This is a genomic window from Streptomyces sp. NPDC052101, from assembly GCF_040680235.1.
GTDB lineage: Bacteria > Actinomycetota > Actinomycetes > Streptomycetales > Streptomycetaceae > Streptomyces.
In genome coordinates, this window is the sequence record NZ_JBFAWH010000002.1 from 576533 (window position 1) to 592349 (window position 15817).

Consider the following 15817-nt stretch of genomic DNA (forward strand, 5'->3'; position numbering starts at 1 on the left):
TCCGGCGCGTCTTCGCGGGAATGCTCCGGTGTGGCCCGGGCGGCGGTGGGCTCAGCCCTCGCGCTTCTCGACGACGACCGACTCGATGCGGACGTCCTTGGCCGGACGGTCGTTGCGGCCGGTCGGGACGCTCGCGATGGCGTCGACGACCTTCTTGCTGGCCTCGTCGGTGACCTCGCCGAAGATGGTGTGCTTGCGGTTCAGCCACGTCGTGGGGGCGACGGTGATGAAGAACTGCGAGCCGTTGGTGCCCGGGCCGGCGTTGGCCATGGCCAGCAGGTACGGCTTGCCGAAGGAGAGGTCCGGGTGGAACTCGTCCCCGAACTTGTAGCCGGGGCCGCCGATGCCGCTGCCCAGCGGGTCGCCGCCCTGGATCATGAAGCCCTCGATGACACGGTGGAAGATCGTGCCGTCGTAGAGCGGCTTCTTGCTCTTCTCACCCGTGCCGGGGTGCGTCCACTCGCGCTCGCCCTGGGCCAGCTCGACGAAGTTCTTGACCGTCTCGGGCGCGTGGTTCGGGAAGAGCTCGACCACGATGTCGCCGTGGTTGGTCTTCAGGGTGGCGTAAAGCTGCTCGGCCACGATCTGCCTTCCGTTGTCTTTCTGTGACTCCCCGATCCTCGCACGGTCGACTCCGTACGTCGCCCGGCGGCCACGAGTTCCGCCGTGGAAGCGGCGCTCGGCCGGGATTCGTGGCAGGGTCGACGGCAGGCTCGGGTTGCCCGGGATTCGCCTGGAATCGAGCTGAAGGAAGGGATTGGCACCCATATGCCCGCCCTCGCATGCCGCGCGGGGCGTTGGCATGCATGATCCGTAAAAGTGTGGAAAGTCGAATTACCGTACGCCACCGTGGAGGAGGAACCCGTGACCCGCAAAGACAGCGTGCGCGCCGCGGCCGGCTCGGCGAAGGAGAGCGTGCTGCACGCCGCGGAAGTGTTGGCGCCTTACGCCGACACGGCCAAGGAGCGTGCCGCGCTCTACGCGCAGGAGGCACGCGTACGGCTGGCGCCCGTGGTGTCGCAGGCCGCCGAGCAGGCCCGCGTGCAGTACGACGCCCGGCTCGCCCCGCGTCTGGAGCAGGCGCGTGCCCATGTGCCGCCGATGATGGACCTGGCGGCGCAGGAGGCGGCCGTCCGTGCCCGTAAGGCGGCCCGGCAGGCCGCCGAGTACTCGCGTCCGAGGATCGAGCAGGCCGTGGCGGCGGCCGGTCCGGTTCGTGACGAGGCCGCGGCGCGTGGCGCCGCGGCGCTGGCCGCGCTGCGTGGCCAGGTCTCGGCGGAGGAGATCCAGAAGCTGGCGCGGAGGAACGGGCGCCGGTGCAGGGCGGGCCGGGCCGTGAAGGGGCTGGCGCTGCTGACGGTGCTGACCGGTGGTGCTTTCGCGGCCTGGAAGTGGTGGGACAAGCAGGCCAACCCCGACTGGCTGGTCGAACCGCCGGCCGCGACGGAGGTGCCCGAGTCGGGCCGTCGGCTCGGTGCGGTGGACGGCAGCGGCAGCTCGGAGCTGGACCCTGAGGTGCGGGTGAAACAGGCCCAGGAGGATGCCGCGGACGATGACGACGAGTAGCCGGGGCCGCCGCGAGGTGCCGTGCGCTCGCCCGCCGCGAGCGCCGCGCCCGGCGCTTTGATGCGTGCGCCGCGGTGAGATGCCCCTGTCGTCGGGGAATGCTGATGGCATGGACGGGCACCCTCCGGTGGTTGTGTTCCCGCCCGCGCAGGACGGCGGACGGCGGGTGGCGATCCGTGGTGAGCCGATGGGTACGGCCCATGACCTCTTCGACGTGCTCGACATCCTGCATCGCGCCGGGCTGCCGCCCGCCGACACGGCGATCGATGATCCCGAGCTGATCGAGTGGCGTGGCGGCGGCCCGTACGACTGGCCCGGCGGCAAGTAGCTCCGCGTCCCCGCGCACCGTCAGCCGCCCGGACCGGCCCGGGGGGGGAAACGGGGAAGGCGGCCGTCGTGGGCGGGGGCCGGGCGAAGGCCGGGCGGTCCTCGGTCGTGGGGTTCCCCGCGGGGGTGCGGCGCCGGTTCGCTGAAGGTGTGCGGCGACGGCGACACGGGGGTGAGGGCGTTGGACGTCACCGGTGCGGGTGCGCCGATCGTGGCGGTCGTCGGGGTGGTCGGGACCCTGCTGTCGGCCCTGCTGACCCAGCGTGCGGCCGAGCGCGGCCGGCGGCGTGAGCAGGAGCGGGCCGAGCGGGCGCGGGCGCGGGTGCGGGAGGCCGAGGAGCTGCGTACCTGTTGCGTCGCGCTCAACACCGCCTGCCGGCAGTATCTGGCCGCTCTCACCGACCAGTTGCACGCCCTGCCGCGCACGGAGGATCCGCGTGCGGTACGGCGGCGCCTCACCGAGGCCCGGGATCTGCACCGGGACGCGTATGCGAAGGCCCAGCTGCGGCTGCCCGATCCCGTGCTCGCCCTGGCCGGCGAGGTCACCCGCGCGCTCGGCACCCTCTACGGCCGGCTCCGGCGCCTGGACGACGGTGTCCCCCGGCCGGGCGACTCGCCGGCCGCCGCCCAGGGGGAGATCGACGCGCTGTGGGAGCGGCTGCGGGAGCTGCGGCGCGGGATGCGGGCGGATCTGGGGGCCTCGGGGGTGTTCCGGCCGGTCCTGTCCGAGCCCGAGCCGCACCGTCGCCGGCCCCGTCCGGGCGTGTCCCGGGCGAGTTCCGGGTGTTGATCGGGTGCGGGCCGGAAAAGCTGGGTGATCGGGCCTCGTTGTGACGCGTGTCTCGTCATCATGGGGATCGGGAACGGACGGTTGATGTCCTTCGGACGTGAGGAGTGCCGGTGGGGGAAGCGGAGGACAGCGGTGGCGTTCAGGCGTTGCGGGCCTGGGCCGGTGAGGCCATCGGGCGGGCGAAGGCGTTGCTGCCGGCGCCGGACAGGGTCGTCGAAGCCTCGCGCGCCCATGACGACTCGGTCGCCGAACTCGACGCGCTCTCCCGTCTGCTGGACCACGATCCGCGGCTGCACAGCTCGGTGACGTTATGGCTCGGCGGTGCCCTCACCCTGCGCCATGCCGCCGGGGGCGGGACGCCCGGGGACCGCGAGCGGGCGCACGGTCTGCTGCGGGACGTACGGGACCCGGCGACCGGGATCGGGGCCGCGGCCGGTGCCGAGGACCGGCGGTGGGCGGCGCTGTTCCTGGTGACGCATGCGATGCCGCTGCAGGAGATGCTGGGCGGGCTCGCGCCGGAGCCGGACGCGACCGCCATGTTCGACATGATCATGCGGCAGGGGCCGGGCGGGATGGCCGCCCTCGCGGCCGAGCTGCAGGAGCTGGTGACCGACGCGGCCGAACTCCCTCTGCCGCCGGAGGACCTGAGGCGCCTGCGACAGCTGCGCGACCTCTACGCCCGCCCCTCGGCCGACGGGATCGCCGAGCTGTTCGACAGCCTCATACCCGACGACGGTCTTCCGGGCACCGATCAGATGCGGCGGATGATGGGGACCTGGCTGGCGACGATGACCGGCGGCGCGGGCACGACCAGCGACCCGGGTCCGGCGGGCGGCTCGGGTCCGGCGGGCGGCTCGGGTCCGACCAGCGGCTCGGGTCCGACCAGCGGCTCGGGTCCGACCAGCGGCTCGGGTCCGGCGGGCGGCTCGGGCACGGCGTCCCGTACCGGCCCGCACGCGCGTGACGCGCAGGCCGCCCCGGACCCCTCCGGCAAGGCCCCCGCCGACGCCCCCGCCGACACCGACACCCCGGCCGCGCCCCGTACCCCCGAGGATTTCCGCAGGCTCATCGCCGCGTGGCAGGCCGTCCACACCACGTCGGTGGACTTTCTGAACCACGCCGGCGGCGGCGATCCCGCTGCCCTCAACCAGCAGCTCGGGCGGCTGCGCGACGCGCTGGACGGACTGCCGGACGGCATGCCGGGCAAGGACGCCCTCGAAGGGCAGATGGCCATGCTGCTTCACCTGAGCGACGGCGCCGGCGGCACCCTTGAGGACCAGGCGCTCGGTTTCGCGCACACCGGGACGGTCACCGACTACCTGCGGCGCCAGTCGGAGAAGCCGATCCCCATGGCCGACGGCTTCGCGATCATGGCGGACGTGCTGGGCCTGATGACCGACGTCCGTACCGCCGGGCAGACCGAGGACGTGGAGCGGCTCCGCGCCCTGCTGCCCCGGGCCGAGGCGCTGGCCGACACCGTCCCCGAGGACCACGACTTCCGCGCCGTGGCCCTCGTCACCCGCGCCATGGCCCGCCTCATGCTCGGCCGGTTCACCATGGACCGGGAGCTGCTCCTGCGCGGCCTCACGGACTTCGAGGACGTCAGGACCGCCGCGTCGAACAGCCGCCTGCCGATCGGGGAGGAGGAGCTGGAGGCCATGGTCCCGGACCTCGCGGCCCTGCGTGCCTACCTCGACGGCGACACGGTGAACATCCCGGAGGGGGACGTGCCACCGCCGGACGCCCCCGCCGACCAGCTGCACTCCGCCGCGAACCGGCTCGGCATGCGCTACAGCTTCACCAAGGACCCGGCGGACCTCGGCGCCGCCATCAGCACGCTGGAGCGGCTTCGCGAGCACATCCGGCAGGGCCGGGCCCCACGCGTGGCCGCCGCGTCCCTGTGGTCGCTCGCCGAGTCCTACCGCGCCCGCTGGCATCGGGAGCACAGCGCGTCCGACGCGGACGCCGCCACCGACGCGGCGAGCGAGGCCCTGGCCACGCTCGCCGCCGACGTCCTCCTCCAGCACGGCGCCGAACACCGCCTGACGACCGCCCGCAACGGCGCCTCCCTCGGCGTACGGGCCGCGCTGTGGGCCGCCGCGCACGAGAGGGTGGACGACGCGGTCGCCGCCCTGGAGCTGGGCCGGGCGCTGGTGCTGCAGGCGGCGGCCACCTCGCGGACCGTACCGGACCTGCTGGAGGAGCGTGGTCATCCCGAACTCGCGGCCGCCTGGCGCAAGTCCGGCGCGGCCGACAGCACCGAGCTGCCCGCCGAGCTGCCCAGCACCCTGCGCCGGCAGGCGCTGGAGGCCCTCGGCTACCGGGAGCGGGGAGGCCTGCTCGGCACCCCCACCCCGCGCGAGCTGGCGGACGGCGTGGGCGAGGCCGGCGCGGACGCGCTGATCTATCTCGTCCCCGGCAGCGGCGGCGAGGCCCCGGGCATGGTGCTGGCCATAGGCCCCGAGATCGGTATCGGCGTGGGCGCGCTGCCGATGCTCTCCGAGGCGGACAGCGCCCCTCTGGAGCGGTATCTGGACGCGGCCGCCGCGCGTTCCCCGGAGCACGGCGACGAGGCGGCGGAGCGAGCCTGGGAGGAGGCCCTGTCCGAGCTGTGCGACTGGGCGTACGGGGTGTTCGTGCATGTCCTCGCCGGGCTGGAGGCGCACCTGCCGGGCGACGCGGCGGACCGGCGTACGCCCCGGGTCGTGCTGGTGCCGTGCGGCCGGCTCGGGATCGTTCCCTGGCACGCGGCCCGCTTCCCCGAGGGCGCCCCGTACGACTACCTCTGCCAGGCCCTGGTGATCAGCTATGCGGCCTCCGGCAGCCAGTTCCTGCGTACGGTGAAGCGCGCGCCGCGCGATCCTGTCTCGGCCCCGGCCATGGTGTCCGACTGGAGCCTCACGCTGACGTATGCCGAGCAGGAGGTCCTGGAGCTGCGCAACGCCTTCTATCCGGGGGCGCGGCTGTACGGCGACTTCGGCACCCTTCCGCCCGACTCGGTGCCGGCCGGCACACCGGACCAGCTGCTGGCCCTGCTCGCCCAGGACCACTCGATGGTCCATCTGGCCACGCACGGCATGGCGGGGGTGAGACCCACGGAGTCGGCCCTGCACCTCGCCCCCGCGGACCCCGGCGAGGAGGTCGGCCGGCTCACCGTGACCCGGCTCCTGGACCGGCCGCAGCCCGCCGGGCAGGCGGCGCCGGACGGCCCGTTGATCGTCCTGAGTGCCTGCGAGACCGATCTGAGCACCCGTGACCACGACGAGGCCCTGACCCTCACCACGGCGTTCGTCTCGGGCGGCGCCCGTGATGTCGTGGGGTCGCGGTGGACCGCCCGGGACAGTGCGTCGATGCTGCTGATGGCGGTCTTCCACCACCATCTGCGGGCGGGGCTCAGCCCCGTGGACGCCCTGCGGGCCGCGCAGTTGTGGATGCTCGACCCGGACCGGGGGGATCCGGGCCGGCTGAGCGAGGCGCTGCGGCCGGACATCGGCCGCCCCGACCTCGGGCGGCCCGCGATCTGGGCCGCGTTCATCCATCAGGGCCACCCCGGCCGGGGAGAGGAGACGGTATGACCCCGGGTGAGGACAGCGGGACGAGGGTGCTCGGCCTCATCGACGAGCATCTCGACAGCATCCGCGCCCAGCTGACCGACGCGCAGTACCAGCTGCTGCTCACCCGGCTGCGTGCGCTAGCGGACACCCCGCCGGACGACTCCAGGGCCGTACGCCGGGCCTTCCAGTCCATGCGCCTGTGTCTGGTGCCGCTGCCGTTCGGTCATCCGGTCCGGGAGGCGCTGGACTCGGTCCGGCTCGTCGGTGCGGCCCCTGTCGGCTCTCCGGCCGTGCTGCGGACGCGGGACCTGCTGGCCCGGCTCACGGCCGGCCCGCCCCCGGCCCCCGACGCCGCGGCCGTCATCGCCGCCGTCGAGCAGCGGCTGCGCCGCGCGCCCGCCCTCTCGGCAGCCGAGGTACGCACCCGGTACTCCGGTTCGGCGCCGCCCCCCGAGCTGATCCGGCTCACCGACCCCGAACTCGGCGACCGCTACCCGGAGTTCCAGTTCAGGCCCGGGGGCGGGGCCCCGTACGAGGTCGTCCTGGAGGTCAACCGGGTGCTGCTCGCCGACGCGGACCCGTGGGGAGCCGCCGACTGGTGGCTGAGCGGCAACGCGTGGCTGGGCGGCGGGCCGCCCGCCGCCCTCCTCGGCGTCCGGCCGGACCGCGACCTGGTGGGTGCGGCCGTCGCGTTGGTGGAGGGGGACTGATGCACGAGGAACCCGTGTCGCCTTCCGTGTACCGTTTCCGGCCGCACTGGGAGGTGCTGCCCGCCGGTACGCAGCTGTGGCGGATGCACTCGTCCCGGTTCGCGGCCGAGGAGTTCAAGCCGTTCAACCCGGACGACCCCGCGCCCGGCCGCTTCCACGGCACGGCCAAGGACCCGTACCCCTGTCTGTACGCGGCGACGGATGCGGAGACCGCGCTCGCCGAGACCCTGCTGCGCTCGGTCCGTTTCGACCCGGCGACGAGTATGCGGCTGGTTCCCTGGGCGTCGGTGCGGGGCAAGTCGCTGAACGTGGTGCGGACCCGGTGCGAGCTGAGGCTGGTCTCGCTGTGCTCGGGAGCGGCCCTGGCCGCCGTCTGCCAGGACCACCTCCTGCTGGAGAGCGAGGGGCCGGAGCACTACGCGGGCACGCGGCTGTGGGCGCGGGAGATCCGGGCCCAGGTGCCCGAGGCCATGGGGATGATCTGGGGTTCGAAACGCAACCCGTCGCGGCGGGCGCTGGTGCTCTTCGGCGACCGCCTCACGCACTGTGCAAACGGGCCACTGGAGGCACTGCCGTACCGCAGCATCGCGGACCTCGGTTCCCCGGACGGCGTCAAGGAGGCCAACCAGCTGCTGGAACCGCTCCGTTCGGCGATCAAGGAGCCGCTGCACCGCTGAGCCCGCAGCCCCGCACGGCGCCCTGCCCGCCGCTCGCTTGTCCCCGTGTGACACGTGGTGTCATCGTTGACGGCATGGCACCACCGTCCCTTGACCATGCGTCAATTGTCATGGAATTACAGGCGGTTCGGCGGGCGGGACTGCTGAGGCTGCGTGGCCGGGAGCTGCCTGCCCTGGAGTCGGCCGCGGCCTGCCTGGCGGCCGCGCGCACCCGCGAGGGCGCCGTGGAGGCGCTGCTGCGCCGCGCGGTGGAGCGGCTCGACGCGGGCACGCTGCGGACCGCCGCCGAGTACACGCTGGGCCTGGCCCAGGGCACCCGGGACTGGCCGGCGTCCTCCCGCCGGGCCCGCGCGGCCGAGGCGTACCGGGTGAGCGAGGAGCGCTTCCGCAAGCACCACGAGGTGATGGTGCTCGGGCAGGTGGCCGAGCACATCGTGGAACTGGTGGAGGGCGGCGGCGACGAGCCGGGCGAGGGCGACTGGGCGGGCGGCACCCACCGGTTCGTGGAGGTCCTGGCCGGCGACCGGGCCGTACGCCTCACCCTCCACGTCCACCCCGTCGACCTGCTGCGGGACGTGGACGTGGTGGTCGCCCCGGCCAACACCTACTTCGCGCTGCCCGAGCCGTACAAGTCCTCGGTCTCCGCCTCGTTGCGCCGGGCCGCCTCCGTGCGCGGGGTGACCGGCGACCTGCTGGACGACCCGGTCCACGACGAGCTGCGCAAGTGGGCGGCCCGGCACGGCACGTCGGGGCGTCCGGTGGTCCCGGGGACGGTGGCGGCGACCGGTTCGGGCGCCCTGGCCGAGTACGGCGTACGGCGGATATACCACGCGGCGGTGGCCGTGCCCCGGGCCGGTACCAACGACTACGACGTGCTGCCCGCCGACATCACCCGCGCCACCTCGCGCGCGCTCGCGCTGCTGGCCGAGGAGCACGACCGGCACACCCCGGCGCTGCGTTCGGTCTGCTTCCCGCTGCTCGGCTCCGGGCGCGGCGGGCTTGCGTACCGGGTGAGCGCGGCCGCGGTGTGGAGCGCCGTCGAGGCGGAGCTGGCGCGCGGGGCGCGCTGGGACGTGCACTTCGTGGTGCGCAGCGCGGAGGCGGCCCGTGTGGTGGAGCGGATCCCGGCCAGGACCCGCCCGGGGCGCGACCGGTCGGCGCCCGGCCGGTCCGGTTGACTGAAGGGGCGGGTCGCTCAGGGGGGTGCCTCGGGGGAGCCTTTCCCCTGGGCGGCTCGCGCCCTTCGAACCACCGGTGTCGACGGTGTGTCAATTCACGTAAGGACCGGGCGTGTTGGTGCCGATGTCACATACCGTGGCCGTATGACCAGGGGGATGGTTGAGTGGGCGCACGGCTGCACGGGTCGCACGGTGACCTGGCCCGCCCCGGATGCGTACGTACTCGTCGACGGCGTCCTGCTGCGCATGGTCCCCGAGCCGCCCGGCCTGCCGCCGGGTACGGCCGTCACCGTGCGCCACGATCCCGGACGGCAGCGGCTGGTGGCCCACGCCGACGGCACCGGGGCGGCGGCCGGATGAGCGTCCACGGCATCGAGTTCGGGGCCGGTTACGAGGAACGGCAGCCCGTCGTGCTCCTCCTCGACACCTCCGCGTCCATGGGCCGCCCTGCGGACAACCCGCGGATCGACGAGCTGAACACCGCGCTGACCAGCTGGTTCGACGGAGTCCGCGCGCAGGACCGGCTGCGCACCCGGGTGGAGGTCTGCCTCATCACCTTCGACTCGGCGGTGCGTGTCCACGACCCCGGCCCGGGCCGCCTGGTCCCGGTCGAGGAGGCCGACCCCGGCCGGCTCTTCGTCCCGGTGGACAGCATGCACCCGCCCACGCTGCGCGCCGAAGGCCTGACCCGGCTGACGGAAGCCGTGGACACGGCCCTGGAGCTGGCCGCCACCCGCTACCGCACCCTGCAGCGGCAACGGGTGCCGGTCCGCCGTCCCTTCCTGTGGGTCCTGACGGACGGCGCACCGAGCGACGCCCAGGGCCGCCCCCTGGACGCGGCGGCGCTGGCGGGGACGGCGGGGCGGGTGCGCCAGGGCGAGGCGAAGGGGGAGTGGGTCTTCCAGGTGATCGGGGTGCGCGGCGCCGACCTGCCGATGCTTCGGGTACTGGCGCCGAAGGCCACGTCCCCGCTGGAGAACCTGGACTTCGGCCGGATCCTCGACCTGCTCTTCCAGAGCACGGACGACAGCAGCCCGGACCAGGACGCGGATCTCATCCACCAGCAGGTGGGCGACCGCGCCGCCCGGCTCGCGCGCATGGACAGGCTGGAGAGGGACCTCCGGTGATCGTCGCGGGCGCCTCCGTCCAGGGCACCGCTCATCTCGCCGCCGGGCAGGGCTGCCAGGACGCGTTCAAGGCGGTCGACCTGGGCGGCACGGCGGTCCTGGCGGTGTCCGACGGCGCGAGCAGCCGCGACCGCAGCGCCCTGGGCGCCCATATAGCGGTCGACGCGGCCTGCCGCCTGTTGTCGGAGGACATACCGGGCGCGGAGGAGAGGCCGGAGGCCTGGACCGGGTGGGTCGCCGGGCGCGGCCGGCGGGTGGTGGAGGAGTACCTGAGGGCGGTGGCAGGGGTGCTGGGCGCATCGGGTGCACAGGATCCCGGCGCCCTGGCCGCCACCCTCGCCGCAGCGGTCGTACGTCCGCCGTGGGTGGCTCTCCTCTCGCTGGGCGACTGCTTCGGCACGCTTCTGACCCGCGACGACCGCTGCCACCTGGTCCTCCCCCCGCCCACCGCGCCACCCCCCTTCCTGTCCTCCCCCGGCGCGGCGCTGCGCTTACGCACCTTCGTCGTCTGGGAACCGGAACTCGACGGGCTGTTCCTGGCCACCGACGGCTGCGCCGCCCTCACCCTCGACCACCCCTCCGTACGCCAACTCCCGCCAGACGCGGGCCCGTTACCCGCCGAGGGCTTCTTCCTCGGCCTCGCCGCCACGCTCCGCGAGAACCACGGGGACGCCGAGCCCCTGCGCCGCCTGCTCTCCGGTCCGAAGGCCGGCCGGACCGGTGACGACCTGACCGTCCTGTGCGCTCTCGTCGAAGGGGGGTGAGCGTGGGACTGACAGTGGTGTCCGGCTCCGGACACACCTGGCGGCTCACCGAGCAGATCGGCAGCGGCTCGGAAGGGTTCGTGTACGGCGTCGACGACGACCGCCCGCTCGTCGCGAAACTCGTCCCGGACCCGCCCGACCCCGAGGCCTACCGGCGCCGCGTGGCCCGCCTGGTGCGCCAGCGCCGCGAACCCCGCACCGTCGGCCTGCTCGCCGGCACACCCGTCCGGCTGGCCTGGCCGCTGGTCCCGGTCCGCACGGCCGACGGCACCGGCGCGGACCGCGTCGACGGCTATGTGATGACCGACATGCGCCACGCCTACCAGCCGTTCAGCCACCTCCTCACCACCTCCGCCCGCCGCGCCTTCCTGCCCCGGGCGACCTGGGCGACCGCCCTGCGCGCCGCCCTCCGCCTCGCCCGGCTGCTGGGCGAACTACACGCCGAGGGCTATGTGGTGGGCGACCTCAAGCCCGACAATCTATGGGTCGACGCGAGTGGCCGGGTCGGCATGGCGGACGTCGACTCCTGGCAGTTCACGGACGGCCGCGAGGTCTTCCCGGGCCGGATGCGCACCCCCGGCTACACCGCCCCCGAACGGATCGGCGCCCCCGCCGGCACGCCCCCGGACACCGCGTCCGACGACTTCGCCCTGGCCGTCCTGGTCCACCAGCTCCTCATGGCCGGCCTGCACCCCTTCGCCGGCCATCCGGCGGACGGCGGCGACTATCTGTCGTACGACGACAACGTGCTGCACGGCCGCTGCCGGATCGTCGACCGTACGTCGGTGCTGCTGCCCCGCTCCGTACCGCCCGCCGACCTGCTGCCGAGACGGCTCACGGAGCTGTTCCGGACGGCGTTCGCGCACCCGCGCCGACGCCCGACGGCTGACGAGTGGGCCCGCGCGCTCGCGGCCGAGCCGGCCCCCGGCCGGCTGAAGGTGTGCGCGGTCAACGCCCGCCACATCCACACCGTGGAGCGGCCCTGGTGCCCGTGGTGCGACCAGGCCGAGCGGGGCGCCGACAGCTACCCCGGCCATCCTCAGGAGGAGGCATGACAGGAGAAGGCAGGACGGCCGACCTCTCCGTCGCCCGCACGCTGGACCGCTGCACGGTCCTCGGCCCCGGTACCCGCGCGGTCATCTGGGTCCAGGGCTGCCCGCTGCGCTGCCCGGGCTGCGTGGCCGCGGAGACCCTGCCGTTCGAGGGCGGCACCAGCCGGCCGGTCGCCGAACTCACCGACTGGCTGTGCCGGCTGGACGGCGTCGAGGGCGTCACGTTCTCCGGCGGCGAGCCGTTCAGCCAGGCCAAAGCGCTCGCCGAGCTGCTCGACGCGGTACGGGAGCGGCGCCCTGACTTCGGCGCGATGGCGTACTCCGGTTTCCGCCACGAGGCACTACGGCGCGGCGACCCGGACCGGCGCGCCCTGCTGCAACGGCTGGACCTGCTGGTCGACGGGCCGTATGTCGCGGCGCGGCACGCCGCTCTGCGCTGGCGCGGCTCGGACAACCAGCGGCTGATCCCGCTCAGCGACCGCTACACGCGGGCCCTGGCCGAGCCGGACACGACCGCCGGGATCGAACTGTCGGTGGACGCCGACGGATCGCTCTCCTGGGCCGGGGTGCCGCCGACCCCCGGATTCCGGCGGGGACTTGAGGAGCAGCTCGCGGCGCGGGGGTTCGTGCTGCACACCGAGGCACGGAGGGAACGATGAGCGGATCACCGAAGTACAGCAGCGTCCGGGTCGGCGCGGTGTACGCCCAGCGGGAGGCGGCCGAGCGCCGCCGCCGGGCCGAGGAGCGCCGGGCCAGGGAGCACCGGCGGGCCGCCGAGCGGGCCCGGCTGGCCCAGGAGGCGGCCGCCCGCCGGGAACGCGCCCGCGCGGAGGCGGAGCGGCGCCGGGCCGACGTCGCACGCAGGGAGGCCGAGGTGGCGGCCCGGCGGACGGCCGAGCGCGGCGCCCGGCTGGCGAAGGCGCGGGCGGAGCAGTCCCGGGCCGACGAGCGCGGTCTCGACGAGGTACGGGAGCTGATCGCCGAGGCCCAGCGGTCAGGGGCCCGGGAGGGCATCGGTTCGCTGGAGCGGCAGCTGGCCGGGCTGCGGGAGCGGGCCGCCCGCGGGGAGCAGCTCGGGGACGCGGTGGAGGAACTGCGCGGCCGGGTCGTGAACCTGCGCCCGGCCGGGAACCGTACGGATGACAGTGCCGCCGTCCTGGCCGGCCTGGAGCGCCGGCTCTCCGCCACCGGCCCGGACGGCGCCGCCCTCGACGCGGACGGCCACCGGCGCTGCACCGACCTGCTCGACCAGCTGCGCACGGCGGCCGGCCCGGGCTCGCGGGTCCGTTTCGAAGCCCTGCTCGGCACGGTCGAACACGCCCTCGCCCGGCATACGGCCACGGTCTCGGACGTGCGCGAGGCCGCCGAGCGGCAGGCCCTCGCGGACCGGGAGGGCGAGGCGGCGAAAGCGGCGGAGCGCGAGCGGGCCGAGGCGGCGCGGGCGGCCCTGGAGCTGGCCCTCGCGGAGGCCGCCGAGCGGCTGGACGTCGTACGCCCGGCGGCCGAGGGCGTGACGGACACCGCCGCCGATCTCGGCGACCCGGTCCTCGCCGACGAGATCGGGGACGCCCTGAACGCCGCCGCCGGGGCGCTGGCCGCGCGCTCGGCGACCGAGGCCCTGGCGGCGATCGCCGATCTGGAAGGCCGGCTCCCCGACGCCGAGCGCCGGCTGGACGAGCTGGAGCTGGCCTACCAGCGGCGCCGGGACCTGGTGGAGGCACTCCGGGACGCCATGACCGACGAGGGGTTCGCCTTCGAGGGCGGTGAGGACCAGGGCGGCAGCTTCCGGCTGCACTTCACCCGGCCGACCGGGGCGACGTACGAGACCACGGTCGCCACCGAGGACGACGGCACACCGGTCCTCGTCTACCACGTGGCGGGCGAGCCGGACGTGACGCTCACCGCCCCGCGGGACGCGGCGGTGTGCGACACCACCGAGGCGCTGCTGGAGCGGGTGCACGAGGCGCTGGGCGGCGACGAGGGCTTCGTACCGGGCGAGCTGACCTGGGACGGCAAACCGCCGGGCCGGCGCGCTGAGCCGCTGCCCCGCGAGACGTCCTGGAAGTGGACGACCCCATGAGCACAGCCGGCTTCGCCAAGGGCGAGGACGCCGCGGGGCCCGTCACCGCCGACGGCATGATGCCCCTGTGGGCGGTGTCGCTCGGCTGGGAGCTGCGGCGCGGCCGTCAGCTGATCATCGACGGGCAGATCCGGGACCGCTGGTGGTTCGAGGACCGTCCCGCCTCCTTCCGGGAGCTGGTCGCCGGGGTGCTGGAGGCGCGCGGCGCCGATGTGGTGGGCTGGTGGGACCCGGTGGCAGGGCTCACCTTCCCGCTGCCGGGCCACGCGGAGCGCTTCGCCCGGCTGGAGGCGGACCGGCCTCGGCGGACGGACGACGCGAGCGCGACGACAGGGCCTGGCACGGCCACCGCAGGCGGTGACCGGGCCGCGCCCACGGACGACCGGCAGCAGACCGACCCGCGCGCCCGGCGCGGCGCCGAACGCCGGCGGGACCGGTCGAGCCTGCTCTCCCCCCGCCAGGCCGGCCCCCCGCGTGCCTTCGACGACGTGGTCGCCACCGTGCACCGGCTCACCTCCTCCCCCGACGCGGCCACGGCCTTCGTCTTCCAGGACATCGACCACCATCTCCCGCCCGGCCAGCCGGAGTCGAACGCCGGCTACCTCCGGCTGCGCGCCGCGATGACGGACGCCGTGGCCCCCCGCCCGCCCCTGGCGGGCCACCGCCCGCACGCCCGCAACGCCGTTCTGTGCGCGGTGGGCGACGTCGGCCGGCTGCCCGGCTGGTTCCACCTGGAGGACCCCCGGATCGCCACCCTGCACATCGGCCCACCCGACCCCAGCGAGCGCCGCCTGTGGCTGACCTGGCTGCGCGGCGACTTCAACGGCGCCCCGAACGCCACCCGCCATGACATCGAGGCCCTGGTCGGTGCGACCGACGGCATGTCCGGCTGGGACATCGACGCGCTCGCCCGGACCTCGTGGCTGCGCGGCGCGCCCCTGCAGAAACCGGACAAGCTCCTGGAACTGCACCGGCTCAATGTGAGCGTCGACCCGTGGACCCAGCTGGACCGGGAGACCGTCGCCCGCGCGGCCGGCGTCCTGAGCAGCCGGGTGGTCGGCCAGTCCAAGGCCGTCGACGCGGTGGCCGCCGCGCTCCAGGCGGCCTTCGTGGGCGTCGACTTCGGCGGGTCCGGCACCGCCCGCCCCCGGGGCGCGTTCTTCTTCGTCGGCCCGACCGGCGTCGGCAAGACCGAACTCGCCAAGGCGGTCGCCGAGTTGATGTTCGGCGACCAGAGCGCGTACGCCCGCTTCGACATGAGCGAGTACCAGCAGGAACACGCGGCCGAGCGGCTCGCGGGCGCACCGCCCGGCTACATCGGCCATGAGCAGGGCGGCGAGCTGACCCGCCGGGTCCAGGAAAGGCCGTTCAGCGTCCTCCTCTTCGACGAGATCGAGAAGGCGCACCCGCGGGTGCTGGACAAGTTCCTCCAGATCCTGGAGGACGGCCGCCTCACCGACGGCCGCGGCCAGACCGCGTACTTCTCCCAGTGCCTGATCATCTTCACCTCCAACACGGGCGCGGAGGCGGTCCAGGGGCTGCTGTCCGAAGGCGGCGAGGAACTGCCGTACTCCGCCCTGGAGGCACACTTCACCCGGGCCGTGGAGGAGAAGTTCCGGGCGATCGGCCGGCCGGAGATCTACGGCCGGCTCAAACCGGGCGTGGTCGTCTTCGACATGCTGCGCCGCGAGCACATCGTGAAGATCACCGACCGGCTGCTGGGGCAGCTCACCGAGTCCGTCCGCGAACGCCACCAGGTCGAGCTGGTCCCCGACACGGACACCGTGCACCCCTGGATCACCGGGCGGATGAGCGACCCGGAGCACCAGGCGTACGGCGGCCGCCAGATCCGCAACGAACTGGAACGGCTGCGGACGGCCGTGGTCGCCCACATCCTGGCCCACCGCCCGGCCCCGGGCAGCCGGATCCGGCTCGGCATCGACGCCGACGGCACACCGTGGGCCAAGGCAGAGGAAGGGAACGGCTGAACAC

Annotated in this window: 15 protein-coding genes; 14 read left to right on the plus strand and 1 reads right to left on the minus strand. The window is 74.5% G+C overall.

The features are described 5' to 3' along the window. Nucleotides 1-51: 51 nt before the first annotated feature. On the minus strand, nt 52-582 hold the full coding sequence (locus AB0L75_RS06240; RefSeq protein WP_365176132.1) for a peptidylprolyl isomerase: 531 nt from the start codon (nt 580-582) through the stop codon (nt 52-54). A gap of 282 nt (nt 583-864) precedes the next feature. On the opposite strand from AB0L75_RS06240, the gene AB0L75_RS06245 reads away from it, so the two are divergent. From AB0L75_RS06245 to AB0L75_RS06310, 14 genes are all read left to right on the plus strand, one after another. After that, on the plus strand, nt 865-1566 hold the full coding sequence (locus tag AB0L75_RS06245) for a DUF5324 family protein (RefSeq protein ID WP_365176134.1): 702 nt from the start codon (nt 865-867) through the stop codon (nt 1564-1566). Between the two features lie 109 nt (nt 1567-1675). After that, a complete protein-coding gene (locus tag AB0L75_RS06250; protein WP_365176136.1) occupies nt 1676-1894 on the plus strand; it encodes a hypothetical protein in 219 nt (72 codons plus the stop codon). Between the two features lie 180 nt (nt 1895-2074). After that, nucleotides 2075-2683, plus strand: coding sequence for a hypothetical protein (locus AB0L75_RS06255; protein WP_365176138.1), 609 nt, complete (start codon nt 2075-2077; stop codon nt 2681-2683). 110 nt (nt 2684-2793) lie between these two features. Then, nucleotides 2794-6258 carry a CHAT domain-containing protein gene (locus tag AB0L75_RS06260; protein ID WP_365176140.1) on the plus strand — a complete coding sequence of 1155 codons (3465 nt, stop codon included), beginning with the start codon at nt 2794-2796 and terminating at the stop codon, nt 6256-6258. Next, nucleotides 6255-6947 (plus strand): hypothetical protein, encoded by a 693-nt coding sequence (locus AB0L75_RS06265; protein WP_365176142.1) that lies wholly within the window; start codon nt 6255-6257, stop codon nt 6945-6947. Before AB0L75_RS06260 ends, AB0L75_RS06265 begins: the two co-directional genes overlap by 4 nt. Then, nucleotides 6947-7624 (plus strand): RES family NAD+ phosphorylase, encoded by a 678-nt coding sequence (locus AB0L75_RS06270; RefSeq protein ID WP_365176144.1) that lies wholly within the window; start codon nt 6947-6949, stop codon nt 7622-7624. Before AB0L75_RS06265 ends, AB0L75_RS06270 begins: the two co-directional genes overlap by 1 nt. 74 nt (nt 7625-7698) lie before the next feature. Continuing rightward, the gene (locus AB0L75_RS06275; protein WP_365176146.1) at nt 7699-8802 is read left to right on the plus strand and encodes a hypothetical protein; all 1104 of its coding nucleotides are present in this window, start codon (nt 7699-7701) and stop codon (nt 8800-8802) included. Nucleotides 8803-8946: 144 nt separating this feature from the next. Then, nucleotides 8947-9162: a hypothetical protein gene (locus AB0L75_RS06280; RefSeq protein WP_365176148.1), complete on the plus strand. Its 216-nt coding sequence runs from the start codon at nt 8947-8949 to the stop codon at nt 9160-9162. Then, on the plus strand, nt 9159-9929 hold the full coding sequence (locus AB0L75_RS06285) for a hypothetical protein (RefSeq protein WP_365176150.1): 771 nt from the start codon (nt 9159-9161) through the stop codon (nt 9927-9929). Before AB0L75_RS06280 ends, AB0L75_RS06285 begins: the two co-directional genes overlap by 4 nt. After that, a complete protein-coding gene (locus AB0L75_RS06290) occupies nt 9926-10693 on the plus strand; it encodes a protein phosphatase 2C domain-containing protein (protein ID WP_365176152.1) in 768 nt (255 codons plus the stop codon). Before AB0L75_RS06285 ends, AB0L75_RS06290 begins: the two co-directional genes overlap by 4 nt. Nucleotides 10694-10695: 2 nt before the next feature. Next, nucleotides 10696-11748 carry a hypothetical protein gene (locus tag AB0L75_RS06295; protein ID WP_365176154.1) on the plus strand — a complete coding sequence of 351 codons (1053 nt, stop codon included), beginning with the start codon at nt 10696-10698 and terminating at the stop codon, nt 11746-11748. Further along, complete coding sequence (locus AB0L75_RS06300; RefSeq protein WP_365176156.1) at nt 11745-12404, plus strand: 4Fe-4S single cluster domain-containing protein; 660 nt, start codon at nt 11745-11747, stop codon at nt 12402-12404. The genes AB0L75_RS06295 and AB0L75_RS06300 overlap by 4 nt, the downstream gene beginning before the upstream one ends. Further along, the gene (locus tag AB0L75_RS06305) at nt 12401-13825 is read left to right on the plus strand and encodes a hypothetical protein (protein WP_365176158.1); all 1425 of its coding nucleotides are present in this window, start codon (nt 12401-12403) and stop codon (nt 13823-13825) included. The genes AB0L75_RS06300 and AB0L75_RS06305 overlap by 4 nt, the downstream gene beginning before the upstream one ends. Then, nucleotides 13822-15813 carry an AAA family ATPase gene (locus AB0L75_RS06310; RefSeq protein ID WP_365176160.1) on the plus strand — a complete coding sequence of 664 codons (1992 nt, stop codon included), beginning with the start codon at nt 13822-13824 and terminating at the stop codon, nt 15811-15813. The genes AB0L75_RS06305 and AB0L75_RS06310 overlap by 4 nt, the downstream gene beginning before the upstream one ends. Nucleotides 15814-15817: the final 4 nt, after the last annotated feature.

Bases quoted from the DNA above. Each gene is read 5' to 3' on its own strand.
- AB0L75_RS06275 (WP_365176146.1), top strand. From the start codon at position 7,699: ATGGCACCACCGTCCCTTGACCATGCGTCAATTGTCATGGAATTACAG.
- AB0L75_RS06280 (WP_365176148.1), top strand. From the start codon at position 8,947: ATGACCAGGGGGATGGTTGAGTGGGCGCACGGCTGCACGGGTCGCACG.
- AB0L75_RS06285 (WP_365176150.1), top strand. From the start codon at position 9,159: ATGAGCGTCCACGGCATCGAGTTCGGGGCCGGTTACGAGGAACGGCAG.
- AB0L75_RS06310 (WP_365176160.1), top strand. From the start codon at position 13,822: ATGAGCACAGCCGGCTTCGCCAAGGGCGAGGACGCCGCGGGGCCCGTC.
- AB0L75_RS06305 (WP_365176158.1), top strand. From the start codon at position 12,401: ATGAGCGGATCACCGAAGTACAGCAGCGTCCGGGTCGGCGCGGTGTAC.
- AB0L75_RS06300 (WP_365176156.1), top strand. From the start codon at position 11,745: ATGACAGGAGAAGGCAGGACGGCCGACCTCTCCGTCGCCCGCACGCTG.
- AB0L75_RS06270 (WP_365176144.1), top strand. From the start codon at position 6,947: ATGCACGAGGAACCCGTGTCGCCTTCCGTGTACCGTTTCCGGCCGCAC.
- AB0L75_RS06250 (WP_365176136.1), top strand. From the start codon at position 1,676: ATGGACGGGCACCCTCCGGTGGTTGTGTTCCCGCCCGCGCAGGACGGC.
- AB0L75_RS06265 (WP_365176142.1), top strand. From the start codon at position 6,255: ATGACCCCGGGTGAGGACAGCGGGACGAGGGTGCTCGGCCTCATCGAC.